This is a genomic window from Agrobacterium tumefaciens (genome assembly GCA_025560025.1).
Lineage (GTDB): Bacteria > Pseudomonadota > Alphaproteobacteria > Rhizobiales > Rhizobiaceae > Agrobacterium.
Map to the genome: position 1 here is coordinate 87042 of CP048485.1, position 22057 is coordinate 109098.

General features: G+C 58.8%; 19 protein-coding genes and 1 tRNA gene. 14 read left to right on the top strand and 6 right to left on the bottom strand.

Annotated features, from left to right (window positions below):
- The first annotated feature begins 72 nt into the window (after positions 1-72).
- The 4 genes from FY152_00415 to FY152_00430 all read left to right on the top strand — a co-directional run bounded on the left by FY152_00415 (position 73) and on the right by FY152_00430 (position 5622).
- Positions 73-1749 (top strand): iron ABC transporter permease, encoded by a 1677-nt coding sequence (locus tag FY152_00415; protein ID UXS30625.1) that lies wholly within the window; start codon positions 73-75, stop codon positions 1747-1749.
- A 179-nt stretch (positions 1750-1928) separates the two neighbouring features.
- Positions 1929-4118, top strand: a complete 2190-nt coding sequence (locus FY152_00420) for a TonB-dependent siderophore receptor (GenBank protein ID UXS30626.1) — start codon at positions 1929-1931, stop codon at positions 4116-4118.
- A gap of 102 nt (positions 4119-4220) precedes the next feature.
- On the top strand, positions 4221-5102 hold the full coding sequence (locus FY152_00425; protein UXS30627.1) for a helix-turn-helix transcriptional regulator: 882 nt from the start codon (positions 4221-4223) through the stop codon (positions 5100-5102).
- Between the two features lie 127 nt (positions 5103-5229).
- Positions 5230-5622, top strand: a complete 393-nt coding sequence (locus FY152_00430) for a PRC-barrel domain containing protein (GenBank protein UXS30628.1) — start codon at positions 5230-5232, stop codon at positions 5620-5622.
- Between the two features lie 105 nt (positions 5623-5727).
- Here the strand turns inward: FY152_00430 and FY152_00435 are convergent, their stop codons facing one another.
- The 4 genes from FY152_00435 to FY152_00450 all read right to left on the bottom strand — a co-directional run bounded on the left by FY152_00435 (position 5728) and on the right by FY152_00450 (position 7804).
- On the bottom strand, positions 5728-5970 hold the full coding sequence (locus tag FY152_00435) for a DUF982 domain-containing protein (GenBank protein ID UXS30629.1): 243 nt from the start codon (positions 5968-5970) through the stop codon (positions 5728-5730).
- A gap of 339 nt (positions 5971-6309) precedes the next feature.
- Positions 6310-6468 (bottom strand): YqaE/Pmp3 family membrane protein, encoded by a 159-nt coding sequence (locus FY152_00440; protein ID UXS30630.1) that lies wholly within the window; start codon positions 6466-6468, stop codon positions 6310-6312.
- A 161-nt stretch (positions 6469-6629) separates the two neighbouring features.
- Positions 6630-6705 (bottom strand) — tRNA-Thr (locus FY152_00445).
- Positions 6706-6841: 136 nt separating this feature from the next.
- Positions 6842-7804 (bottom strand): nitronate monooxygenase, encoded by a 963-nt coding sequence (locus FY152_00450; protein UXS30631.1) that lies wholly within the window; start codon positions 7802-7804, stop codon positions 6842-6844.
- A 255-nt stretch (positions 7805-8059) separates the two neighbouring features.
- On the opposite strand from FY152_00450, the gene FY152_00455 reads away from it, so the two are divergent.
- On the top strand, positions 8060-9196 hold the full coding sequence (locus FY152_00455) for a hypothetical protein (GenBank protein UXS30632.1): 1137 nt from the start codon (positions 8060-8062) through the stop codon (positions 9194-9196).
- Positions 9197-9262: 66 nt separating this feature from the next.
- Here FY152_00455 and ppk2 read toward each other — a convergent pair whose 3' ends face one another.
- On the bottom strand, positions 9263-10144 hold the full coding sequence (gene ppk2, locus FY152_00460) for a polyphosphate kinase 2 (GenBank protein UXS30633.1): 882 nt from the start codon (positions 10142-10144) through the stop codon (positions 9263-9265).
- A gap of 234 nt (positions 10145-10378) precedes the next feature.
- Between ppk2 and phoR the strand changes: the two genes are divergently transcribed.
- From phoR to phoB, 7 genes are all read left to right on the top strand, one after another.
- The gene (gene phoR, locus FY152_00465) at positions 10379-11644 is read left to right on the top strand and encodes a phosphate regulon sensor histidine kinase PhoR (GenBank protein UXS30634.1); all 1266 of its coding nucleotides are present in this window, start codon (positions 10379-10381) and stop codon (positions 11642-11644) included.
- A gap of 195 nt (positions 11645-11839) precedes the next feature.
- Positions 11840-12874 carry a phosphonate ABC transporter substrate-binding protein gene (locus tag FY152_00470; GenBank protein UXS30635.1) on the top strand — a complete coding sequence of 345 codons (1035 nt, stop codon included), beginning with the start codon at positions 11840-11842 and terminating at the stop codon, positions 12872-12874.
- Positions 12875-13146: 272 nt separating this feature from the next.
- Positions 13147-14631, top strand: coding sequence for a phosphate ABC transporter permease subunit PstC (pstC, locus tag FY152_00475; GenBank protein UXS30636.1), 1485 nt, complete (start codon positions 13147-13149; stop codon positions 14629-14631).
- Complete coding sequence (gene pstA, locus FY152_00480; protein UXS30637.1) at positions 14628-15947, top strand: phosphate ABC transporter permease PstA; 1320 nt, start codon at positions 14628-14630, stop codon at positions 15945-15947. The genes pstC and pstA overlap by 4 nt, the downstream gene beginning before the upstream one ends.
- A gap of 14 nt (positions 15948-15961) precedes the next feature.
- Positions 15962-16777, top strand: coding sequence for a phosphate ABC transporter ATP-binding protein (locus FY152_00485; protein UXS30638.1), 816 nt, complete (start codon positions 15962-15964; stop codon positions 16775-16777).
- Between the two features lie 96 nt (positions 16778-16873).
- Positions 16874-17599 (top strand): phosphate signaling complex protein PhoU, encoded by a 726-nt coding sequence (gene phoU / locus FY152_00490; protein UXS30639.1) that lies wholly within the window; start codon positions 16874-16876, stop codon positions 17597-17599.
- 31 nt (positions 17600-17630) lie between these two features.
- A complete protein-coding gene (gene phoB, locus FY152_00495; protein UXS30640.1) occupies positions 17631-18314 on the top strand; it encodes a phosphate regulon transcriptional regulatory protein PhoB in 684 nt (227 codons plus the stop codon).
- A gap of 387 nt (positions 18315-18701) precedes the next feature.
- On the opposite strand, the gene FY152_00500 is transcribed toward phoB, so the two are convergent.
- A complete protein-coding gene (locus FY152_00500) occupies positions 18702-19235 on the bottom strand; it encodes a GcrA cell cycle regulator (GenBank protein ID UXS30641.1) in 534 nt (177 codons plus the stop codon).
- Positions 19236-19668: 433 nt separating this feature from the next.
- Between FY152_00500 and FY152_00505 the strand changes: the two genes are divergently transcribed.
- Both FY152_00505 and argF read left to right on the top strand, forming a co-directional pair.
- Positions 19669-20868 (top strand): aspartate aminotransferase family protein, encoded by a 1200-nt coding sequence (locus FY152_00505; GenBank protein ID UXS30642.1) that lies wholly within the window; start codon positions 19669-19671, stop codon positions 20866-20868.
- Positions 20869-20925: 57 nt separating this feature from the next.
- Positions 20926-21843, top strand: a complete 918-nt coding sequence (gene argF, locus FY152_00510) for an ornithine carbamoyltransferase (GenBank protein UXS30643.1) — start codon at positions 20926-20928, stop codon at positions 21841-21843.
- The last annotated feature ends 214 nt before the right edge of the window (positions 21844-22057 follow it).

Below are 22057 nucleotides of genomic sequence, written 5' to 3' on the forward strand. Positions count from 1 at the left end.
TTTTCTATCCGACGCTCTAGTAGGAAGGCGTTCGCACCCGCGGGCGCCTTTCCCTGTATTTTCAAGAAGCTCATGAATCCAGACGCCGTTCAGCCACTGACATCCCGCGCAAGACCAAGGTTTTCATCCTCCTTCTGGTGGCTGTGCCTGTCGCTCATTGCGGTCTGCGGTGCGATGGTGCCGGTTCTGGCGCTCGTCTCACAGGCCGTACAGGGTTCGGCGGGCCTGTGGGAGCATCTCGGCTCCACCGTTCTTTTGACGGCCCTGCCGGATACGGTCCTCCTGCTCGGTGGCGTCGGCTTGCTGGCCGGTATCATCGGAACATGTTCGGCCTGGCTGGTTACCGCCTATGATTTTCCCGGGCGCAGGATATTGGAATGGGCGCTGCTTTTGCCGCTGGCCATGCCCACCTATATTGTCGCCTATGCCTATCTCGATATTCTGCACCCGATCGGGCCGGTGCAGGGAGCGATCCGCTGGTTGCTCGGTTATTCCAGCCCGCGTGAATTCCGTCTGCCGGATATAAGATCCATGACGGGCTGCATTGTCCTGCTTGGCTTCGTGCTGTTTCCCTATGTCTATATTCCCGTCCGCGCTATGTTCCTGACCCAGGCGGGCAACCTGTTGGAAGCAGCGCGCACGCTCGGCGTTTCCAGGCGCGCGGCCTTCTTCAAGGTCGCAGTGCCGCTCGCGCGCCCGGCGATCGCGGTCGGCATCAGCCTCGCGCTTATGGAAGCGCTGAACGATATCGGCGCGTCTGAATTTCTCGGTGTCCGCACACTCACCGTTTCGGTCTACACCACTTGGGTCACGAAATCAGATTTGCCCGGTGCGGCACAGATCGCGCTTTCCATGCTGTTCATCGTCGTCGCCCTCGTGGCGCTTGAGCGCTGGGCGCGGCGCAAGCAGCGTTATGCGGTCTCGGCGCAGAAAAGCAGGGAATTGGAGCCGGTGCGGCTTGTCGGCGTGAAAGCCTTCGGCGCTTTTACCCTCGGCAGCCTGCCGGTCCTGATCGGCTTCGTGGCGCCGGCGAGCTATCTCGTCATCGAGGCATGGAAGCGATTTCGCTTCAGCGGCCTGTCTTCCCGTTTTACCGAGGAGGCTCTGAATACAATCCTGTTCGCCGGTCTGGCAACGGTAATCACCCTCGTTCTCGGCCTCGCTGTTGCTTACGCGATGCGCCTTGCTCCGGGGCGTCTCTCGCGCTGGTCCTATCGTCTTTCCACGGTGGGATATGCGGCTCCCGGCACGGTCATCGCCATCGGCGTTTTGATTGCGCTCGGCGGCTTCGACCGGTTTGTCGATCAGACAATGCGCGAATGGTTCGGCATATCCACCGGCCTCATTTTCATCGGCAGCGGGGCCGCCCTGATCTATGCCTATTCGGCGCGTTTCCTCACCATTGCGGCGGGCAGCGTCGATGCCGGCCTGAGCCGTATTCCGCAATCCTTCGATCATGCTTCGCGCACGCTCGGACGATCCGCGACCCAGACATTTCGCCAGATTCACCTTCCGCTTTCGAAGGCATCGCTTGCGGCGGCGGCGCTCCTGATATTTGTCGACTGCGTCAAGGAGCTTCCCGCCACGCTGCTGTTGCGGCCACTTAATTTCGAGACTTTCGCGACACATCTCTATGGTGAAGCGGCGCGTGGTACTTACGAGGAAGCGGCAATCGCGGCGCTGGCGATCGTGGTCATCGGCATCCTTCCCGTCATGCAGCTTGCAAGGATCGGGCGGCGCAAGGGCTGATACCCCGCGGCCGGCCCAAAAATGATGGGCGCAAAACTGTGCGAGAAGCCAATAAGCTTCAAATCCCCCCAGGAAACGACAAGCATCCTGCCTTAATCCTGATGTAAATACTCAGCTTAATTGAGGTGCTGCGGCCTGTCGTATAAGAACGTCGGCCGTGATCTGTTTCGGGGCATATCTTGAAAAATTTGCATGAGATGTTTTTGGGCCGCCTGGCTTTGGGAACGGCTGCCATTGTTTTGATGGCGCCAGTGATGGGTCAGGCACAGCAGACGACGGTTCTGCGTGAGATCACAGTTGAAGGGCAGGGCGCGGAAAACGCCACAGGTCCGGTCCGGGGATATGTCGCCAAGAAGAGTGCGACGGGATCGAAAACCGATACGGAAACGAAGGACATTCCGCAATCCGTATCGGTCGTCGGCCGCAAGGAAATGGATGACCGCGGCGCGGTGACGAAAATCGACGAGGTTCTACGCTATACGCCCGGCGTGACAGCGGAGCCTTTTGGCACCGACCCGGATACGGACTGGTTTTACATCCGCGGTTTCCAGGCAACCCAGACCGGCGTTTTCCTGGATGGGCTGAACCTGTTCAGCTACGGCTTCGGCGGCTTCCAGATGGATGCCTATGGTCTGGAGCGGGTGGAGATTCTCAAGGGCCCTGCTTCGGTGCTTTATGGCGGCGCCAATCCCGGCGGCATCGTGCAGATGGTTCGTAAGCGCCCGCAGGATGAGCCGGTCCGCGAAACGGAAATCGGCATCAATAATTTTGGCAATGCCTTCTTCGGTTTCGACCTCGTCGACAAGGTCGATGGCGAGGGCGTTTGGAAATATCGCGTCACCGGCAAGGTTTCGGGCGGCGACAATTACACCGACTATTCCGAGGATCTGCGCGGCTTCGTCATGCCGCAGATCACCTTCGAACCGGATGCGCAGACCAGTGCCACGCTCTACGGCTATTTTTCGGCGCTGGATCAGGTTCATGTCGGCAACGGTTTCCTGCCCTATGTCGGAACGGTGGTCGACGCACCGTTCGGCAAGCTGGACCGCAAGGCGTTTTATGGTGAACCTGACATCGACAATGGCCGCGTCTACCAGTCCATGGTGGGTTACGAGGTCAGTCATGAATTCGACAATGGCTGGAAGATCAGCCAGAACGCCCGTTATGGTCACCTCTACAAGCATGAAACCGGCCCCTATCCGGGCGGTTGGGCCAATGCGGACGCCAATGGCCAGCCGATCCGTGACGCCACCACCAACGACTATATGCTGACCCGCTTCGGTTATGACGGCCTGTCGAAAGTCGACAGCTTCGGCGTGGACAACCGGGTCGAAGGCCAGTTCGATACCGGCGCAGTCAATCACTCGCTGCTATTCGGTCTGGACTACAAATATTACAAGCTGGATCAGGTGCAGGCCTGCTGCGGATCGAATGCGATCGGCGCGCTCAACCCGGTCTATGGCTCGACGCAGGGAACGAATTTCGTCTACGCCGATAACGTCGTGACCCAGCAACAGATCGGCGTCTATGCCCAGGATCAGCTGCGTTTTGGCGATGGTTGGCTGGTCACGCTGAACGGTCGTTATGATTATGTCGATACCGAATTGAACAACAGGTTGCCGGCCGGCCTCTCCCGCCGCTCCAATGACGATGCGCTGAGCGGACGTGCGGGCCTTGCTTATGAATTCGACAATGGCCTGACGCCCTATGTCTCGGCGGCCACCTTCTTCAATCCGCTCATCGATACGCTTGCAGATGGCACGCCCGCTGCGCCGGAAGAGGGACACCAGTTCGAGGCGGGCATTAAATATGAGCCGAGCTTCTTTGACGGCAGCATCACGGCCTCCGTCTTCAAGCTGGTCAAGGACAATGCCATCGTTTCCTATACGGCCGGCGGCGTAACCACGAGCGGCCAGTTCGGGCAGGTGGAATCCACGGGCTTCGAGCTGGAGGCCAAGGCCAATCTCAGCGACAACTGGAAAGCGCTCGCCTCCTATTCCTATACGGATCTCGACATTACCAAGGATGCCAATCCCAACCTGATCGGCAAATCGCCGTGGATCGTACCGGCTCATACGGCGTCGCTATGGGTGGACTACGCCTTCACCGACGATACGTTTGAAGGCCTCAGCATTGGCGGCGGTGTGCGCTATCAGGGCAAGTCCTGGGCGGATGCGGCAAATACGCTGCGTGTGCCGGATGCTGCTGTGTTCGATGCCGCGATCCGCTACGAGAAGAACGACTGGACAGCGTCCGTCAACGTCGCGAACGTTTTCGACAAGGAATATGTCAAGAGCTGCGCCGGCGTGTCGGTTTGCGGCTGGGGTGACAGCCGCACCATCACCTTCAAGCTTTCCAAGAAGTGGTAATGGCCGGCCGGCAGTTGCGGGAAAAATAGTTTGCCACTATAAACATGAATAATCTTATCATGTTTATAGTGGCGCCATGGCGCCTTGCGGGATCAAGAGGCCATGGCTTTCCGCGTTCGGATGGAAAATGAGATCGAGGGCTTTGCCGTCATTGGCGGCCCGCGCTCAAGGATGTGGAACGGCATCGTTGCCGATCTCTGGGACGTGCGTTGCGCACCGAGGGCGGGCGGCCGTTATGTCGGCAAGGACCCGCGTTTCGTTTTCCTGCTCGATATGGATGGAGCGGATGGCGGCCGCTTCATGATGAACAGGCACCGCCGTGACAATTACGGCTCATCCGAGGCGAACCAGATTTCTTTCGTGCCCGCCGATCTGGATGTGCATGCGGAACTGAGCAATGTTTCCTTCGTGCGCCATCTCGATCTGCACTTCGATGCGGGATTGCTGGGTGCGCGGCTGGTGCAGGGCTTCGATCCCCACGGGCTGCTCGATCCGCATCTGATGTTCGAGGATGAGCGGCTGCTGGCGCTCGCGCGGCTGATCGCCGCCGAATGCGATAATCCAGACCCGTTGCACGATCTCTACGGCGAAAGCCTCGTGCTGGCGCTGTTGACGGATTTCCTCAAGGTAAAGCGCGAGCCGGTCAAGAAGCGCAGCAAGCTCGCCTCGTGGCAATTGCGGGCGGCGACGGATTACATTCGCGAACATTGCCTGCGGTCGATAAGGCTGGAGGAACTCGCGGAACTCACCAACCTGTCACAATCCCATTTCAGTCACGCCTTCAAGGCATCGACGGGCGTGCCGCCGCATCAATGGCAGATGCAGGCGCGTATTGACTGCGTCAAGGATCTGATGATGCGAACGGACATGGCGCTCACCGACATTGCCATAGCCGCCGGTTTTTCGGACCAGGCGCATTTCTCCCGTGTCTTCCGCAAGATGGTCGGCGTCTCACCTTCGGTCTGGCAGAAGATCAGGCAATAACGCCGTTTCGTTCCATGCTTATGCGAAAAAATTCCCGGTTCGCGGCTTAAAAAGCTTCGGAACGAATTGTACGTGCAGCGGTTTACCAGACGTAACATTTACGAGGAAAACCAAGGAGGAAGATGTCATGTTGCATCAGGAACCCCGTGCAGGACAGGACCCCTATGTCAAAGACACGCCAAGCCTTATCGCCAGCGACAAGGTTGAAGGAACACGCGTTTATGGCGCCGATGGCAAACACATTGGATCGATCCAGCGCATCATTCTGGAAAAGCGCGGCGGCCGTGTCGCTTACGCGGTATTGAGCTTCGGTGGCTTTCTGGGCATCGGCGATGATTATTATCCGCTGCCCTGGGAAAAGCTTCACTACGACGAGGAGCTTGATGGCTACCGCATCGATCTGACCAAGGAAGAGATCGAAAACGCGCCGCATTTCGCCAATCTCGATGATGACGATCTGCTGAACGCCAAGGACCGCAAGGTCTATGACTATTACGGCGTCGCGCCCTACTGGATGTAAGGCCCGGCAGCGTTACAAGCGGGCATTTCCGGCTTCTTTAAGGCCCGGAAATGCCGCACACAAAAACGGCTCCTGAGAAGGAGCCGTTTATCGTTTCACCGCACGTCAATGCGGGTTTTTTTGCATCTCTGAAACCGCATCGGTAAAGCACTTGCGGGCTTCCTCGGGAGACTTGCGTCCATCAAGGGCGGCGCGGCAGGCGCTTCTGGCTCTCACGAAACTCAATCCACGAATTTTAGGCCAGCCTTCGGTCAACAATATCAGGGCCTCGAAAGGACCGGCGACGACACTCTTGCCGTTCGCCTCGAGATTGACCTCGACAGGTTCTGTCCATCTCTCGTTCTTCATCGTGCACCTCCCAGAGCAACGCGATCCCGAAATACACTCGACAGCGCAGCAACCCATGAACGCGGTCGTGTGTTACTGCTGCTTAGGATAAGCGCAAGCGATCGAATTGACAACGGTGATCAGCGGAAGCCGAAAAACGACAGAATTGCCAGAACGATAACGACTAGGCCGACGATGTAGATGATCTGGTTCATGATTTTCTCCTTGGCTGGTGTCATCACCTTAACGTGAGGGCGAAGGTGAGGTTCCAGATCTGAAAGAATTTAATCACGTACTAAAATATTGCGGACATCCCTTTGGTATCGGCACGCCGCCGCGCCCAAGCGATCATCGTGAGTACTATTTCCGCAGGATCACCCAGATGGCGTGAATGATGCCGGGCACATAACCGCACAGCGTCAGGAGAATATTCAGCCAGAAATGCAGCCCAAGCCCGACCTGAAGAAACACGCCGACGGGCGGAAGGATGATGGCGATAAGAATACGAATGACATCCACGATGACCGGCTTTCCATTTGAGAGTGACTTGCCGGTCAACGTGTGGCGGGCGGTTTGGTTTCAAAGGTTTTGGTGATCGCAGGCAGCATGATGCTAACAGAAACGCCGACAGCGCCGATGGAAATCGGTCTGAGCATAAATTGCGATTTGGGGAGATAAAATGGTGCCGCTTACGTGACTCGAACACGTGACCCCGTCATTACGAATGACGTGCTCTACCAACTGAGCTAAAGCGGCCCGATTGTGACCCGTTTGTTACGGATCAGCTTCATGGCGGGCTGATACAGGCAATGCTGACGGATTTCAAGCCTTGAATGCGCTGGTTTTGAAAATTCCGTAAAAAGCTTTGCCTGTCCATTGTTTACCTGTGGCTTCAGGCCTTGCCGCAGATGCGCTTTTTGGCGTCCTCATATTCATTGGCCAGACGATCGACGAGGTCCGCTACAGGCTCGACAGATTTGACCGCGCCAATGCCCTGGCCTGCGCCCCAGATGTCTTTCCACGCCTTGGCGCCGCCGGTGGCGGTTTCGAAATCCATTTTCGAAGGATCCGCCTCGGGGAGATTGTCCGGGTCCATGCCGGAGGCGACGATGGAGCTTTTCAGGTAATTGCCATGCACGCCCGTGAAATAGTTCGAATAAACGATATCCTTGGCCTGCGCTTCCACAATCGCCTGCTTGTAGCCGTCGGAGGCGCGCGCCTCCTGCGTGGCGATGAAGGGGGAACCGATATAGGCCATATCCGCGCCCATCGCCTGTGCGGCCAGAATGGAGCCGCCATTGGCGATAGCGCCGGCGAGCAGCAGTGGCCCGTCGAACCATTCGCGGATTTCCTGGACGAGGGCGAAGGGCGAAAGCGTGCCCGCATGTCCGCCGGCGCCGGTGGCCACAGCGATCAGCCCGTCCGCTCCCTTGCGGATGGCGGAGCGGGCATGGCGATCATTGATGATATCATGCAGAACGATGCCGCCATAGGAATGCACGGCCGCGTTGACCTCCGGCACGGCGCCGAGCGAGGAAATCACCACCGGCACCTTGTATTTGACGCAGAGGCCGAGATCGTGTTCCAGCCGCCGGTTGGACATGTGCACGATCTGGTTGACCGCGAAGGGTGCAGCCGGGCGGTCGGGGTTGGCCTTGTTGTGGGCGGCCAGCTCCTCGGTGATCATTGCCAGCCATTCATCCAGCTGGCTTTCTGGCCGCGCATTCAGCGCGGGGAAAGCACCGATGACACCCGCCTTGCATTGGGCCAGTGTCAGTTGCGGATGTGAAATAATGAATAGCGGTGACGCTATGACCGGAAGACGCAGATTGTCTTTCAGCACGGACGGCAGCATGTCTCCTCCCACGGATTACGTTTACGCGCACGTAAGTCAATATCGCGTTCGCCAGCGGATTGAAAGCGAAAACGGCGTGGTGCCGGGCTCTCAAATCTGCGTTCGCAGCGCCACAATGGATCGATTTTCCCCAAAGCAATCCGGTCTTTATAACAAACTGTGCTTGCGGAGGCGCGGCATAGCCGTTACCGAATCGTGAATGTATGGCGCAACGCCGCATATTTTTTGCAAGGCGCAATAGAACAAGGATCGGTCGTGAGCGGACTGGAAACGGCAATCAGAAATGCTCTGGAAAAATCGGACAGATCGAACGCCGAAGTTCGTGCACGGATTTACCAATCCTCCCGTCAGGCACTGGAAGCGGGCCTGCGCAAGCAGGGCATAGACGATCCGCAGGTGGTGGCCCAGCAGCGCCAGCGGCTCGAGAGCCTGATCCATATTATCGAGAATGAAGAGCGCAACCGTCTTCTCGATCGGGTGGAGCAGCAATTGCGGCCGCCTCTGCCGGAAAGTCCGGTGCAGGATGATCACTCGGTCGATCCTGCCTCACAACCCCAGCATCACGGCGATATGGCTGTCGAACCGGAATTGCGCGGCGAAACGCGCGACGCGCGGCCGGTTGCTGCTGAAAACCTGAGCGCCGGCCGGCGCAATGGAAAGACGCCAAAGAGGGGCTCCAGTGCAGCCGACGCCTCGCTTGCCTTTCGTCCGGAAGGTGCTGTTGGCCGGCGCAAACGCCGCGGGCTTTTTGCCAGACTTTTCATATATTTGACACTCCTGGCCTTTATCGGTTTCGGCGCCTGGTGGGCCTATTCTTCCGGCCTGCTGCTGTCGCCGGAGCAACGCGATACCAGCGTGCCCAATCCGCCGGCGCAGGTGCAGGCGGAGGACTTCACCGGTGCGGAACCAGCGCCGAGCCTTTCCGCGGGCCGTGGTTTTTCCGATGACTGGGTCGAAATATTCAATGCCGAGCGCGGCAGTTCCGGAATTTCGGCAGGCGCGCGCGCCACTGTCGAGAATATTGCCACGCCGGCCGGCAAGGCGATAAAGGTGACGTCGAGAAGCGTCTCACAGGATGGTGCGGTCAGCATCGAGGTTCCGGTGGAGGTGATGCGGGATATGGCGGGCAAATCCTCGACCATATCAATCACGCTGCAATCATCCAGCGACCGGCAGACGCAGGTTTCCGTCGCCTGCGATTTCGCAACCCTTGGCGATTGCTCCCGTCACCGCTTTACGGCCACGGCCGAGCGTGCGGATATGCTGCTGAATGCGACATTTGAACGTTCGCTGGCCCCAAATGCGCCGGGCAAGGTCTTCATCAACAGCGATATTGATGGCAACAGCCGCCCGGTCAATCTTTATTCCGTGCGCATTCTGCCGGGTCAGTAAGAAGCGGGCCGGTAACAAAGGTGACAAGCGCCGCGGCCTTTGGGCGCCTGTCACTGTTGCTCTATCCTATTTGAGAAAGCCGGGTCCTGATCCCAGTATCTTGCCGTCGATCTCGCCGATTGCCTTCTTGTCCTTGCCGTCATAATCGAGCGCATTGAGAATGTGCCGGATGAGGTTCACCCTTGCGCGGCGTTTGTCGTTGGCGCGCACCACTGTCCAGGGGGCAGCGTCGGTATGGGTCTTTTCCAGCATCTCGTCGCGCTTGTCCGTGTAGTCATCCCATTTCGTCAGTGCGGCAATATCCATGTCGGAAAGCTTCCAGCATTTCAGCGGGCTGTGGCGACGATCGTGAAAACGCTCGATCTGCGTTTCCCGGCCGATGTCGAGCCAGAACTTGAACAGATGAACGTCCTCATGGACCAGCATCTTTTCAAGACGCGGCGTTTCCTTGAGGAAGCGCTTGTGCTCTTCCGGGGTGCAGAACCCCATGACCGGCTCCACCCCGGCGCGGTTATACCAGGAACGGTCGAACAGAACGAATTCACCCGCTGTCGGAAAATGCGAGATGTAACGCTGGAAATACCATTGACCGCGCTCGGTTTCCGTCGGTTTCGTCAGCGCCACGATACGGGCATAGCGGGGGTTGAGATATGCCCGGGTAGCGAAGATCGCGCCGCCCTTGCCGGCCGCATCGCGGCCTTCGAACACGGCCATCACCCGTTTGCCGGTGGCCTGCAACCAGAACTGTACCTTGACCAGCTCCACCTGCAGCGCTTCGAGGACTGCATCGTATTCCTCGCGCTTCATTTTTTTATCGTAGGGATAATCGCCGGCCGAAAGCTTGTTTTCCTCCACCCAGTCGGGAAGGACCGGATCGTCGATGTCGAAGCTGCGCGGCTTGCCGCCAATGGTGAGCTCCACCGAGCGCTTCTTCGTTTCCTCGACCATGTTTTCCTCCGGTTGTTGTTGTTGTGTAAAGGCAACTCGCCACCAATGAATTCATATCCATTGCCGGAATTCAAGTGAAAGAGGATTGCCTGGTCGGGGTGCGGCGGTACGGGCGATTGCAGCGCCGATTTTGCGCATATACGTTGTGGAAAATGCGCGGCGATGAATCTCTGTCATGAAGCTGGCCTATGAGGTTTCGATGCGCTGTCAGGTGGAAGTGGAAAGTGGGCTGAAATGGCAGTCATGGAAGGCGATAGTGGATTAAGGCTTTTGGGAAAAAAGCTTCGCCGAAACTGGTTGCCTGTTCTGGTTGTCAGCATGCTTGCCATCGTGGCGGTCTCGGAGCTTCACACGCCCTATATGCCGGCAATCCTGTGGCTCTGCGCCATCATCGCCATTCTCGCCGTTCGGGAAAGGCCGGCGGCGGCGAAGGACGAAAACGTGGGCGCGGAAACGGATCAGCCGGAAGTGCCCGGCGAAAACGTCATTTCCGGTGTCCGGGCGGGACTTGCCGTCCTCGATACGCCCGTCTTCATCCTCGACAGGAATGCCAGCGTGCTGTTTCAGAACGGCGCGGCGGAGCGTGCCTTCGGCCAGCTTCCGGCCGGTGCGCATATTTCCGCCCGGCTGCGTTCGCCTGGCCTGCTGGATGTCATTCGTGAAACCATCGCCACCGGCCAGCCCAATCAGGTCGAGCATTCCGAGCGTTTTCCTTCCGAGCGGGTCTTTATCGTTCGCATCGCCCGCGCCGATGCGGGCGAGGGGGCGGGTCCGCCATTCTATATCCTGTCGTTCCGCGATGTTTCGGAGCTTCGCCGCATCGACCGTATGCGCAGCGACTTCGTTGCCAATGCCAGCCATGAATTGCGCACCCCGCTCGCTTCCTTGCGCGGTTTCATCGAAACCATGCAGGGACCGGCGCGCAACGATCCGAAAGCGCAGGAACGTTTCCTCGCCATCATGCTGGATCAGGCAACCCGCATGAGCAGGCTGGTGGATGACCTCATGTCCCTTTCAAGGCTCGAATTGCGCGCCAATATCGCCCCGGACCAGAGGGTTGATCTCGTCCCTGTCATCGGCCATGTGCGCGATGCGCTGCTGCCGCTCGCCGATGAGCTGGATGTCGATATCACCCTGCATCTGCCGGACCGGCCGGCGGAAGTGCAGGGTGATCGTGACGAGCTGGTGCAGGTATTCCAGAACCTCGTTGAAAATGCTTGCAAATATGGGCAGGAAGGCAAAGTCGTTGATGTCTGGCTGCGCGCCGAACCCGGCAAGCCGGTGGAGGTAAGCGTCATCGACAAGGGGCCGGGCATTCCCGCCGAACATGTGCCGCGCCTGACGGAGCGTTTTTATCGTGTCAGCGTCGCCGACAGCCGCTCGAAAAAGGGCACGGGTCTCGGGCTTGCCATCGTCAAGCATATCCTCACCCGTCACCGCGCCCGCCTCATCATTAAATCGGAATTGGGCAGCGGCACGGATTTCACCGTGAGATTCTGACATAAAATATGCATCTGCTTTTAATGTCGTAAATATTTATAAATAAAATCAATAATTTAGATTGTCACAAATCTTTCGTCAAAGTGACATAAAAGGATGGGGCTACGGTGGTTAAGAAAAGGTCGCCGAGCGCATGCTAAGAGCGATTGCCGCAATCGGCTGCGTCCACAAACAAGCCCACGACGGGAGAGACAAATGAACATCGTAAAATTTTCCGCAGCAGCTCTGGTGGCTTCTGTCGCCTTCGCTGGCGCCGCCGCTGCTCGCGACCAGATTCAGGTTGCCGGTTCTTCCACTGTTCTGCCCTATGCCAAGATCGTTGCCGAGACCTTTGCTGAAACCTTCCCGAACTTTAAGGCTCCGGTTGTTGAATCCGGCGGCACGGGCGGCGGTCTGAAGGCGTTCTGCTCCGGCGTCGGCGAAGGCACCATCGACATTGCCAACGCTTCGCGCAAGATCAAGAGCGACGAACTGGCCGCCTGTAAGGCTGCTGGCGTTGCCGACGTTCAGGAAGTGAAGATCGGTTACGACGGTATCGTCTTTGCGATGGACTCTTCCAACAAGGACATCAAGCTTGAGCCGAAGGATCTTTACCTCGCGCTCGCTGCTGAAGTCGTCAAGGACGGCAAGCTCGTTGCCAACCCCTACAAGAAGTGGTCGGAAGTCAACAAGGAGCTGCCTGACGTCGCGATCGCCGCTTACATCCCGGGTTCCAAGCACGGCACGCGCGAAGTCTTCGAAGAGAAGATCATGGCTGACGGCTGCAAGGAAGCCGGCGCCACCGACGCCATCAAGACGCTCGTCACCGATGCCAAGCAGGCTGCCGCCAAGTGCGTTGCAGTCCGTAAGGACGGCGCCGCAGTCGACATCGACGGCGACTACACCGAGACGCTTGCCCGTATCGATGCCAACAAGACCGGCCTTGGCGTTTTCGGCCTCGCTTTCTATGAAAACAACGCCGACCGCCTGAAGGTCGCGACTGTTTCGGGCGTCGTTCCGTCCACCGAAACCGTTGCCAGCGGCAAGTACCCGGTTTCGCGCCCGCTGTTCTTCTACGTGAAGAAGGCTCACCTGGGCGTTATCCCGGGCCTCAAGGAATATGTCGAGTTCTTCGTTTCCGATGAAATGATCGGCCCGGATTCTCCGCTCGCCAACTACGGCCTCGTTGCCGCTCCGGACAAGGAGCGCGAAGAAATCCGCGCCAAGTTCGCAGCTGGCGCGTCCATGTAATAAGAAAGAGGGGCGCGGCATGCCGCGCCCCTCGTTCCGCTCCGGTGCCCTTCCGCTTTGGTGATTGTCTCCGGTTGACAGTTCCGATCCATCGTCGTCCACATAATTGTTGATCGATTACAGATGGATAGGATGTATCAACCTTGACGCTTGCCAGACTTTGATCCAGTCAGGCGGCAAGCATCTCCGGGTGGTTCAGCCGTCTCGTTTTGATGACTTTTTGATTTGCCCGATATCGCACCGTGCTCTTGAGGCACGCCGAGGGAACTCTAATGAACACATCGATCCTTTTGTTGATACTGGCGCTGATCGGCATCGGCAGCTACCTGCTCGGCAGCCGCCGTGCCGTTGCCCTGTCTGGCGGGCGTCCCGCCAACATGCATTCCCGTGCCGGTTATCACGGTTCCTACGCGGTCGTCTGGGCGGTTTTGCCCGCGGCGTTCATTCTTGCCGTCTGGCTCATTGTCAGCCCGCTCGTCGTCACCTCGGCGGTGCGCGGAAATTTCCCTGAGGATGTGCGGGCGCAATCCGAGGCGCAGCAGAGCCTGACCTATGGCATGGTGACCTCCATCGCCCGTGGCCTTCAGCGGCTGACGGCGGAGGAAACCGCGCAGGTCGATGCCGATACGGCGGCGGTAAGGCCGCTTCTGGCCTCGAAGGGTGTGGCGATCGCCGGTGATCCCGAGCGGTTTATGGTCGATGCCGCCCATACGCTCAACGACATGACCTCCACCAGCCGTTTCGCGATGGTCGCCATCGTGCTGTTGGCCGCACTCGGCGGTGCCGCTTATGCGCTGCGTTCGATTGCACCGCGCTTCCGGGCACGCAACAAGGTCGAGAGGGTCATTCTCGCGGCCCTGCTCGTCGCTTCTTCCATCGCGATCCTCACGACCATCGGCATCGTTATGTCGATGCTGACGGAAGCGATCCAGTTCTTCACCATGGTTCCGGCCCACCAGTTCTTCTTCGGTACGGTGTGGGATCCACGTTTCGCGGCGGCTGGCGCAACCGACTCCTCCGGTCAGTTCGGCCTGATCCCGCTGCTCGCCGGCACACTCTATATCGGTCTCGTCGCCATGCTGGTGGCTGTTCCGGTCGGCCTGTTTTCGGCAATCTATATGTCGGAATATGCGTCGCCGCGCTTTCGCTCCGTGGCAAAGCCGCTGCTCGAGGTGCTCGCCGGTATTCCGACCATTGTCTACGGCTTCTTCGCGCTGACGACGGTTGGTCCTTTCCTCAGAGACATTTCCACGCAGATCAACGGTCTGGCGACGGGTAACTACGCCAATTTCATCCAGGCGCAGAGCGTCATCACCGCCGGCTTCGTCATGGGTATCATGCTGATCCCCTATGTCTCGTCGCTGTCGGACGATATCATCACCGCCGTGCCGCGTTCCCTGCGTGACGGTTCCCTCGGCCTCGGCGCCACGCGGTCCGAAACCATCAAGAAGGTCATCGTTCCCGCAGCTCTTCCCGGCATCGTCGGCGCCGTGCTGATGACGGCATCGCGTGCGATCGGCGAAACCATGATCGTGGTTCTTGCGGCTGGTGTTGCCGCGCGCCTGCAGCTCAACCCCTTCGAACCGATGACCACGGTAACGGTCAAGATCGTCAGCCAGCTGACCGGCGACCTTGAATTCACCTCGCCGCAGACGCTTGTCGCCTTCGCGCTTGGCATCACGCTTTTCGCCATCACGCTTTGCCTGAATATCTACGCGCTTTACATCGTGCGCAAATACCGGGAGCAATATGAATGACCGACATCGTTTCTCCCGCGGCCGGTGCCGCCGTGAACAAGGCCACGCGCCGTGATATCGGCATCAAGCGCCGCTATGCCGCCGAACGCCGCTTCCGTGCTTATGGAATGGCAGCGATTTCCTTCGGCCTCATCTTTCTCTTCCTGCTGCTCTGGTCGGTCGTATCCAAGGGTTACACCGCGTTCCAGCAGACGATGATCACCGTTCCGGTCGAGTTCTCCGAACTGATCATCGACCCGAAGAATGAGCGTGCCGCCAATCCCGCAAAGCTGATGACGGCCAATTATCCCGTCCTCGCCCGCGATGCGGTTGCCAAGGTTCTCGGCGTCGCGCCAACGGACCGCGCCGGTCTGCGCGCCGTTAACGTCATGATCTCCGACAGCGTCCGCACCCAGTTGCGCGACATCGTCGTCGCTGATCCTGCCGTTATCGGCACCATACGCACCGTCACGCTTCTGGCATCGGGCGATGTGGATAGCGCCTTCAAGGGCCAGGTCGATCTGACGGTGGATGAGGCCAACCGCCGCATCTCGAACCAGCAGCTCGGCTGGATGAACCAGCTCGCAGAAGGTGGCCAGCTTGGCAAACATTTCAATACCGGCATCTTCGTTAACGGCAATTCGAGCCGTCCGGAAGCGGCGGGTGTCGGTGTGGCGCTGATCGGTTCCTTCTATATGATGATGATCGTGCTGGTTCTGTCGCTGCCGATCGGTGTCGCCGCCTCGATCTATCTCGAGGAATTCGCGCCGAAGAACCGCCTGACGGACCTTATCGAGGTGAACATCAACAATCTCGCGGCCGTTCCCTCCATTGTTTATGGTCTGCTCGGTCTTTCCGTCTTCATCAACTTCATGGGCTTTCCGCGCTCGGCCTCTCTGGTCGGCGGCCTGGTCCTGACGCTGATGACGCTGCCGACGATCATCATCGCCACGCGCGCCGCATTGAAGGCCGTACCGCCGTCGATCCGCGCCGCAGCACTCGGCCTCGGCGCCTCCAAGATGCAGACGATCTTCCATCACGTCCTGCCGCTTGCCATGCCCGGCATTCTGACCGGCACGATCATCGGCCTTGCTCACGCGCTGGGCGAAACGGCGCCGCTGCTCTTGATCGGCATGGTGGCATTCGTTGCGAATTATCCGACAACGCCGATGGATCCGTCCACGGCTCTGCCGGTGCAGATTTACATGTGGGCGAACGAAGCCGAACGCGCCTTTGTCGAAAGGACATCCGGCGCTATCATCATCCTGCTTTTGTTCCTCATCGTCATGAATGTTGGCGCAATCCTGTTGCGTCGCCGCTTCGAACGGCGCTGGTAGAGGGAGATTGAGCAATGAACATGTTGTCGGAAGCAGCAGTTGAAAAGGCGCTGGACAAGAAAATGAATGAAGTCTCATACAAGATGATCGGCAAGGACGTTTCGGTTTATTACGGCGAGAAGCGTGCGCTTTACGACGTGAACCTCAATGTCCGGGAAAACACGGTGACCGCCCTTATCGGCCCGTCCGGTTGCGGAAAATCCACTTTCCTGCGCACCTTGAACCGTATGAACGATACGATCGACGGTTGCCGGGTCACCGGTAAAATCACGCTCGATACCGACGATATCTACGATCAGGCGATCGACGTCGTGGAACTGCGCGCCCGCGTGGGCATGGTGTTCCAGAAGCCGAACCCGTTTCCGAAGTCGATTTACGAGAACATCTCCTACGGTCCGCGCATCCATGGTCTTGCCCGTAACAAGGCGGATATGGACCAGATCGTCGAACACAGCCTGCAGAAGGCCGGCCTGTGGAATGAGGTGAAGGATCGTCTTCACGAATCCGGCACGGGCCTTTCCGGCGGTCAGCAGCAGCGTCTGTGCATTGCCCGCGCGGTTGCCGTCAGCCCGGAAGTCATCCTGATGGATGAGCCTTGCTCGGCGCTCGATCCGATCGCGACAGCGAAGGTCGAGGAGCTGATCCACGAGTTGCGTACCAATTACACGATCGTCATCGTCACCCACTCCATGCAGCAGGCGGCGCGCGTTTCCCAGCGCACGGCCATGTTCCATCTTGGTCATCTTGTCGAGGAAAACGAAACGGACAAGATGTTCACCAATCCGGATGACCAGCGCACGCAGGATTACATCATGGGCCGCTTCGGCTGATCCCGGCCGGCGCTTTATCGAAACCGAACAAGACTGGTGCCTCTGCCGTGCCCGCTTCCGGGTCCGCGCATGCAGGCCAAGCCGGAGGACTAGACCATGACACAGACAACGACCCATTCGCATATCCTGTCGGCCTATGACGACGAATTGAAGTTTCTGACGCGCCGTATCGCCGAAATGGGCGGTCTTGCCGAGCAGATGTGCGGCGATGCCGTGCGCGCGCTTGTCAATTCCGATGCCGCGCTCGCGCAGAAGGTCATTTCGGACGATACAATTCTCGACCACGCCGAACGCGAAATCGGCGACAAGGCCATCGTCACCATCGCCAGGCGTCAGCCGATGGCGGCAGACCTTCGCGAGATCATCGGCACCCTGCGTATCGCCGCCGATCTCGAACGCGTCGGCGATCTCGGCAAGAACACGGCCAAGCGCGTCATCGCGGTTGCCGGAACCGGTGTGCCGCGCAAGCTCGCGCGCGGTATCGAGCATTTGTCGGAACTGGCGCTGGTGCAGCTCAAGGAAGTCCTCGACGTCTATTCCACACGCTCCGCCGAGAAGGCCAATGCCATTCGCGAACGCGATGAGGAAATCGACGCCATGTACACGTCGCTCTTCCGTGAGCTTCTGACCTACATGATGGAAGATCCGCGCAACATCACCACCTGCACGCATCTCCTGTTCTGCGCCAAGAACATCGAGCGTATCGGCGACCATGCCACGAATATCGCTGAAACGATCTACTACATGACCACCGGCAGCCAGCCGGAGGGCGAGCGTCCGAAGGACGACAGTTCCAACACTCTCGGTTCGGTGACCGAGTAACAGACAAGCAGAAGCTTGCGGAGTTCAGTATATGGTGCCCAAGATTGCAGTTGTGGAAGACGAGGAAGCGCTGAGCGTCCTGCTTCGTTACAATCTCGAGGCTGAGGGATACGACGTCGACACGATACCCCGTGGCGATGAGGCGGAAATCAGGCTGCAGGAGCGTATTCCGGATCTTCTCATCCTGGACTGGATGCTGCCCGGCGTATCCGGTATCGAACTCTGCCGTCGTTTGAGAATGCGGCCGGAAACCGAGCGCCTGCCCATCATCATGCTGACGGCGCGCGGTGAGGAAAGCGAGCGGGTTCGTGGTCTTGCCACCGGCGCAGATGACTATGTCGTCAAGCCGTTCTCGACCCCGGAACTCATGGCCCGCGTCAAGGCCATGCTGCGCCGGGCCCGTCCCGAGGTTCTCTCATCGGTGCTGAAATGCGGTGATATCGAACTGGATCGCGAGACCCATCGCGTTCACCGCAAAAGCCGCGAAGTGCGCCTCGGCCCGACGGAATTCCGCCTGCTGGAGTTTTTGATGACATCGCCGGGCAGGGTCTTCTCCCGTTCACAATTGCTGGATGGCGTCTGGGGTCACGATATCTATGTCGACGAGCGCACCGTCGACGTGCATGTCGGACGCCTGCGCAAAGCCCTGAATTTCTCCCATATGCAGGATGTCATCCGCACCGTGCGTGGCGCTGGATATTCGATGGAAGCCTGAGCGGAACTGAAACCTGTAGTTTCATTCGGATTACTCAGAAATCAGAAGGCCCGAAACCGGAATGGTGTCGGGCCTTTCGATTTTGAACCTTCCGCAAATAGGGCGCCCTCGTCCTTTTTGGAAGGGCGGCAGACGGTCCGCTGAAATCCGGATTAAGCGGTGAAACCTGACAGGGATGAAAAAAGGATGCGGCACGCCGCGGACGAATTCAGAGCATTTGCAGCAAGGGCGCGTTGCAGCTGTAAGTTCGCAGAGCGCGCAAGAGCAAGGATTGGCAACGCTTCTTGAACAACACGTGCTCCAAGTCGGAACCACCTTGGGTTTTGCCATAAAAAAAACGGGCCCGAAGGCCCGTAGTTTTTGAGTGCTGATAACGTGCCGCAACACTCAAGCCTTGCGGCGCTCGCTTACCGGCTGATAGGCGAGCTTCGCATGGAACTTGCAATAGGGCGAGGATTCCAGCGCTTCACAACCGCAGAAATGGAAGTCGTCCTTCAGCGGATCGCCAACCGGCCACTTGCAGGTGCGCTCGGTCAGTTCCGTCAAGGTCAGGCGACGGGAAATCGGCGTAACAACGTTTTTGGAAGGAACGTAATCGAGAACCTGTGCCGTCTCGATGTCGATCTCCTCGTGCAGTGCGGTCGCCGCGTTCGAACGGGTGAGAACCCGTGCCGGTGCCGCGTTGACGCGTGCCGCGAAAGTCGTCGCGCGCGGTGCAGGTGCGGCTGTGCGCTTGGGCGCGGAACGCGCCGAAGTAACCGGGCCGCCAGCCTTGACGCGTCCTGGCAGGTTGAGACGATGGACCTTGCCGATCACGGCGTTACGGCTGACGCCGCCCAGCTGCGCCGCAATCTGGCTGGCGCTAAGCCCTTCGGACCACAATTTCTTGAGTTTCTCGACTCGCTCGTCTGTCCAGTTCATGCCGCTTCTCCGCTTGTCGCGTATATTTTTTCGGCAGAATCCTTCTCCGTCTCGCGGGCGTGCCGCAAGCGTGGTTTCCGCCGGATTTTTGGTGACTAGTTCCGCCGCAATGCAGTCTAGTAATTAGCGATTAACCTAGTGCCACGCAGACTCCGTGGCAAGAGTCGGGGGAATCATCTGGAATCGATTTTCCGGTTTTCCCCAACTTGCTGGCGAGTTGAGTCTGAAAGGCAACACCTTGGGGCTCATCGGCCGTCGCATACTAGGGCTTGAGAAGCCCGGGAAATGCGGACTTTTGTTGACATCGGCAAACGAAGTGACAATAGTGCCCCTGCCGCCGCAAGGCGGCATTTTTGATTTTCAGGCGAGGGATAACCCTCAAAGCCTATTGACAACCGTCTGACAGCGCATCCGCGCAAGGAGTGATACAGCCATGGCCGAAGCCGCCGCGCCATTGTTCGATACGTTTGCAAGAGCCCCCCTGCGCTTCGAGCGAGGCGAGGGCGTCTGGCTGTTCACGGAAAGCGGCGAACGATATCTCGATTTTGCGGCCGGCGTCGCGGTCAACTCGCTGGGCCACGCCCATCCGCATCTCGTCGATGCGATCAAGACGCAGGCCGAGAAGGTCTGGCACGTCTCGAACCTCTATGAAGTGCCGGGACAGGAAAAGCTTGCCAGGCGCCTGACGGAAGCAACTTTTGCAGACAAGGTGTTCTTCACCAATTCCGGTGCGGAAGCACTGGAATGCGCAATCAAGACGGCACGTCGTTATCACTATTCCAAGGGCCATCCGGAAAAGTTCCGCATCATCACATTCGAAGGCGCCTTCCATGGCCGCACGCTTGCGACGATCGCCGCCGGCGGCCAGCAGAAATACCTTGAGGGTTTCGGCCCCAAGGTCGAAGGGTTCGACCAGGTGCCTTTCGGCGATGTCGATGCCCTGAAGGCAGCCATCACGGCCGAGACGGCGGCGCTTCTGATCGAGCCGATCCAGGGCGAGGGCGGTATCCGCGCGCCCAGCAAGGAATTCCTGCAACTCCTTCGCAGCCTGTGCGACGAGCACGGCCTGCTTCTGATTTTCGATGAGGTCCAGACAGGTGTTGGCCGCACGGGCAAACTGTTCGCCTATGAACAGACCGGTGTTGCGCCCGATATCATGGCGGTCGCAAAGGGCATTGGCGGCGGTTTCCCGCTCGGCGCATGCCTTGCAACGGCGGATGCCGCTTCCGGCATGACGGCGGGCGTACACGGCACCACCTATGGCGGCAATCCGCTGGCCATGGCGGTGGGCAATGCCGTGCTCGATGTTGTTCTCGCCGAAGGTTTTCTTGAAAAGGTCCGTGATGTGGCGCTGGTTTTCCGGCAGGGGCTCGCGTCGCTGAAGGACCGGTATCCTGACGTGATTGAGGAAATTCGCGGCGAAGGCCTGCTTCTGGGTATCAAGGCCAAGGTGCCTTCGGGTGATCTGCTGCAGGCCATGCGCGCTGAGCATCTGCTTGGGGTGCCGGCGGGTGACAATGTCATCCGCCTTCTGCCGCCGCTCGTCACCACGGCCGAAGAAGCCCGCGAGGGCTTGGCGCGCGTTGAGGCGGCTGCTTCCTCCCTGACCGCGAAACAGGCGAAAATCGCCTGAGGAAACAATAAAGGGCGGGCCTCTTCCCGGAGGCTCGCGAGCATGGGACAGTTTGAAATGGCTTCACCAAAACATTTTCTCGACCTCTCGGCCGTAGGGTCGGAGGACTTGCGGACAATTCTTGATGATGCGCGCACGCGCAAGATTGCCACCAAAACCGGCACGGCGGAAAAGCCGCTTGCCGGCAAGATGCTGGCGATGATCTTTGAAAAGCCGTCCACCCGTACCCGCGTCTCCTTCGATGTCGGCATGCGCCAGCTTGGCGGCGAGACCCTTTTCCTGTCGGGCACGGAAATGCAGCTCGGCCGCGCCGAAACGATTGGCGATACGGCCAAGGTTCTGTCGCGTTATGTTGACGCCATCATGATCCGCACGACGGATCATTCGCGCCTGCTCGAACTTGCCGAACACGCCACCGTGCCGGTCATCAATGGTCTGACGGACGATACCCATCCCTGCCAGATCATGGCGGATATATTGACGTTCGAGGAACATCGCGGCCCGGTCAAGGGCAAGACAATTGCCTGGACGGGCGATGGCAACAATGTGCTGCATTCCTTCGTGGAAGGCTCCGCCCGTTTTGGCTACCGCATGGCAATGGCGGTGCCGATGGGTTCAGAACCGCACGACAAGTTCCTGAACTGGGCGCGCAACAATGGCGGCGAGATCGCGCTGTATCACGATGCCGACAAGGCGGTGGCGGGAGCGGATTGCGTCGTCACCGATACCTGGGTGTCCATGAACCAGGAGCACAAGGCGCGCGGCCACAATATTTTCCAGCCCTATCAGGTCAATGAAGCCCTGATGGCGAAAGCCAATAAAGACGCGCTATTCATGCATTGCCTGCCGGCACATCGCGGTGAGGAAGTGACGGATGGCGTGATCGATGGCCCGCAATCGGTGGTCTTCGATGAGGCGGAAAACCGGCTGCACGCACAGAAGTCCATCATCGCGTGGTGCATGGGCGTCATCTGACGGCTTTTACCCTTCCAGCCCGGCGGGTGAGGAAGGGTTCTTGAACTTGGCCGCGCACGTTACCATCTGTGGGACTTCGAACAGGCTCGTCGGTTTTTCGCTGGCGGGCCACAATCACGATTTGCACGATTTTCCCCGGAGGCGGTTTCGCTTCCCGGATCTCTGTGCGACAAGCGGAAAAAGCACATTTAAAAAGCCGGACTTTTGGACGGTA

Coding starts and splice junctions, on each gene's coding strand:
- FY152_00415 (UXS30625.1), top strand. CDS start 73: ATGAATCCAGACGCCGTTCAGCCACTGACATCCCGCGCAAGACCAAGG.
- FY152_00425 (UXS30627.1), top strand. CDS start 4,221: ATGGCTTTCCGCGTTCGGATGGAAAATGAGATCGAGGGCTTTGCCGTC.
- FY152_00430 (UXS30628.1), top strand. CDS start 5,230: ATGTTGCATCAGGAACCCCGTGCAGGACAGGACCCCTATGTCAAAGAC.
- FY152_00435 (UXS30629.1), bottom strand. CDS start 5,970: ATGAAGAACGAGAGATGGACAGAACCTGTCGAGGTCAATCTCGAGGCG.
- FY152_00450 (UXS30631.1), bottom strand. CDS start 7,804: ATGCTGCCGTCCGTGCTGAAAGACAATCTGCGTCTTCCGGTCATAGCG.
- ppk2 (UXS30633.1), bottom strand. CDS start 10,144: ATGGTCGAGGAAACGAAGAAGCGCTCGGTGGAGCTCACCATTGGCGGC.
- phoR (UXS30634.1), top strand. CDS start 10,379: ATGGCAGTCATGGAAGGCGATAGTGGATTAAGGCTTTTGGGAAAAAAG.
- FY152_00470 (UXS30635.1), top strand. CDS start 11,840: ATGAACATCGTAAAATTTTCCGCAGCAGCTCTGGTGGCTTCTGTCGCC.
- pstC (UXS30636.1), top strand. CDS start 13,147: ATGAACACATCGATCCTTTTGTTGATACTGGCGCTGATCGGCATCGGC.
- pstA (UXS30637.1), top strand. CDS start 14,628: ATGACCGACATCGTTTCTCCCGCGGCCGGTGCCGCCGTGAACAAGGCC.
- FY152_00485 (UXS30638.1), top strand. CDS start 15,962: ATGAACATGTTGTCGGAAGCAGCAGTTGAAAAGGCGCTGGACAAGAAA.
- phoU (UXS30639.1), top strand. CDS start 16,874: ATGACACAGACAACGACCCATTCGCATATCCTGTCGGCCTATGACGAC.
- phoB (UXS30640.1), top strand. CDS start 17,631: ATGGTGCCCAAGATTGCAGTTGTGGAAGACGAGGAAGCGCTGAGCGTC.
- FY152_00500 (UXS30641.1), bottom strand. CDS start 19,235: ATGAACTGGACAGACGAGCGAGTCGAGAAACTCAAGAAATTGTGGTCC.
- FY152_00505 (UXS30642.1), top strand. CDS start 19,669: ATGGCCGAAGCCGCCGCGCCATTGTTCGATACGTTTGCAAGAGCCCCC.
- argF (UXS30643.1), top strand. CDS start 20,926: ATGGCTTCACCAAAACATTTTCTCGACCTCTCGGCCGTAGGGTCGGAG.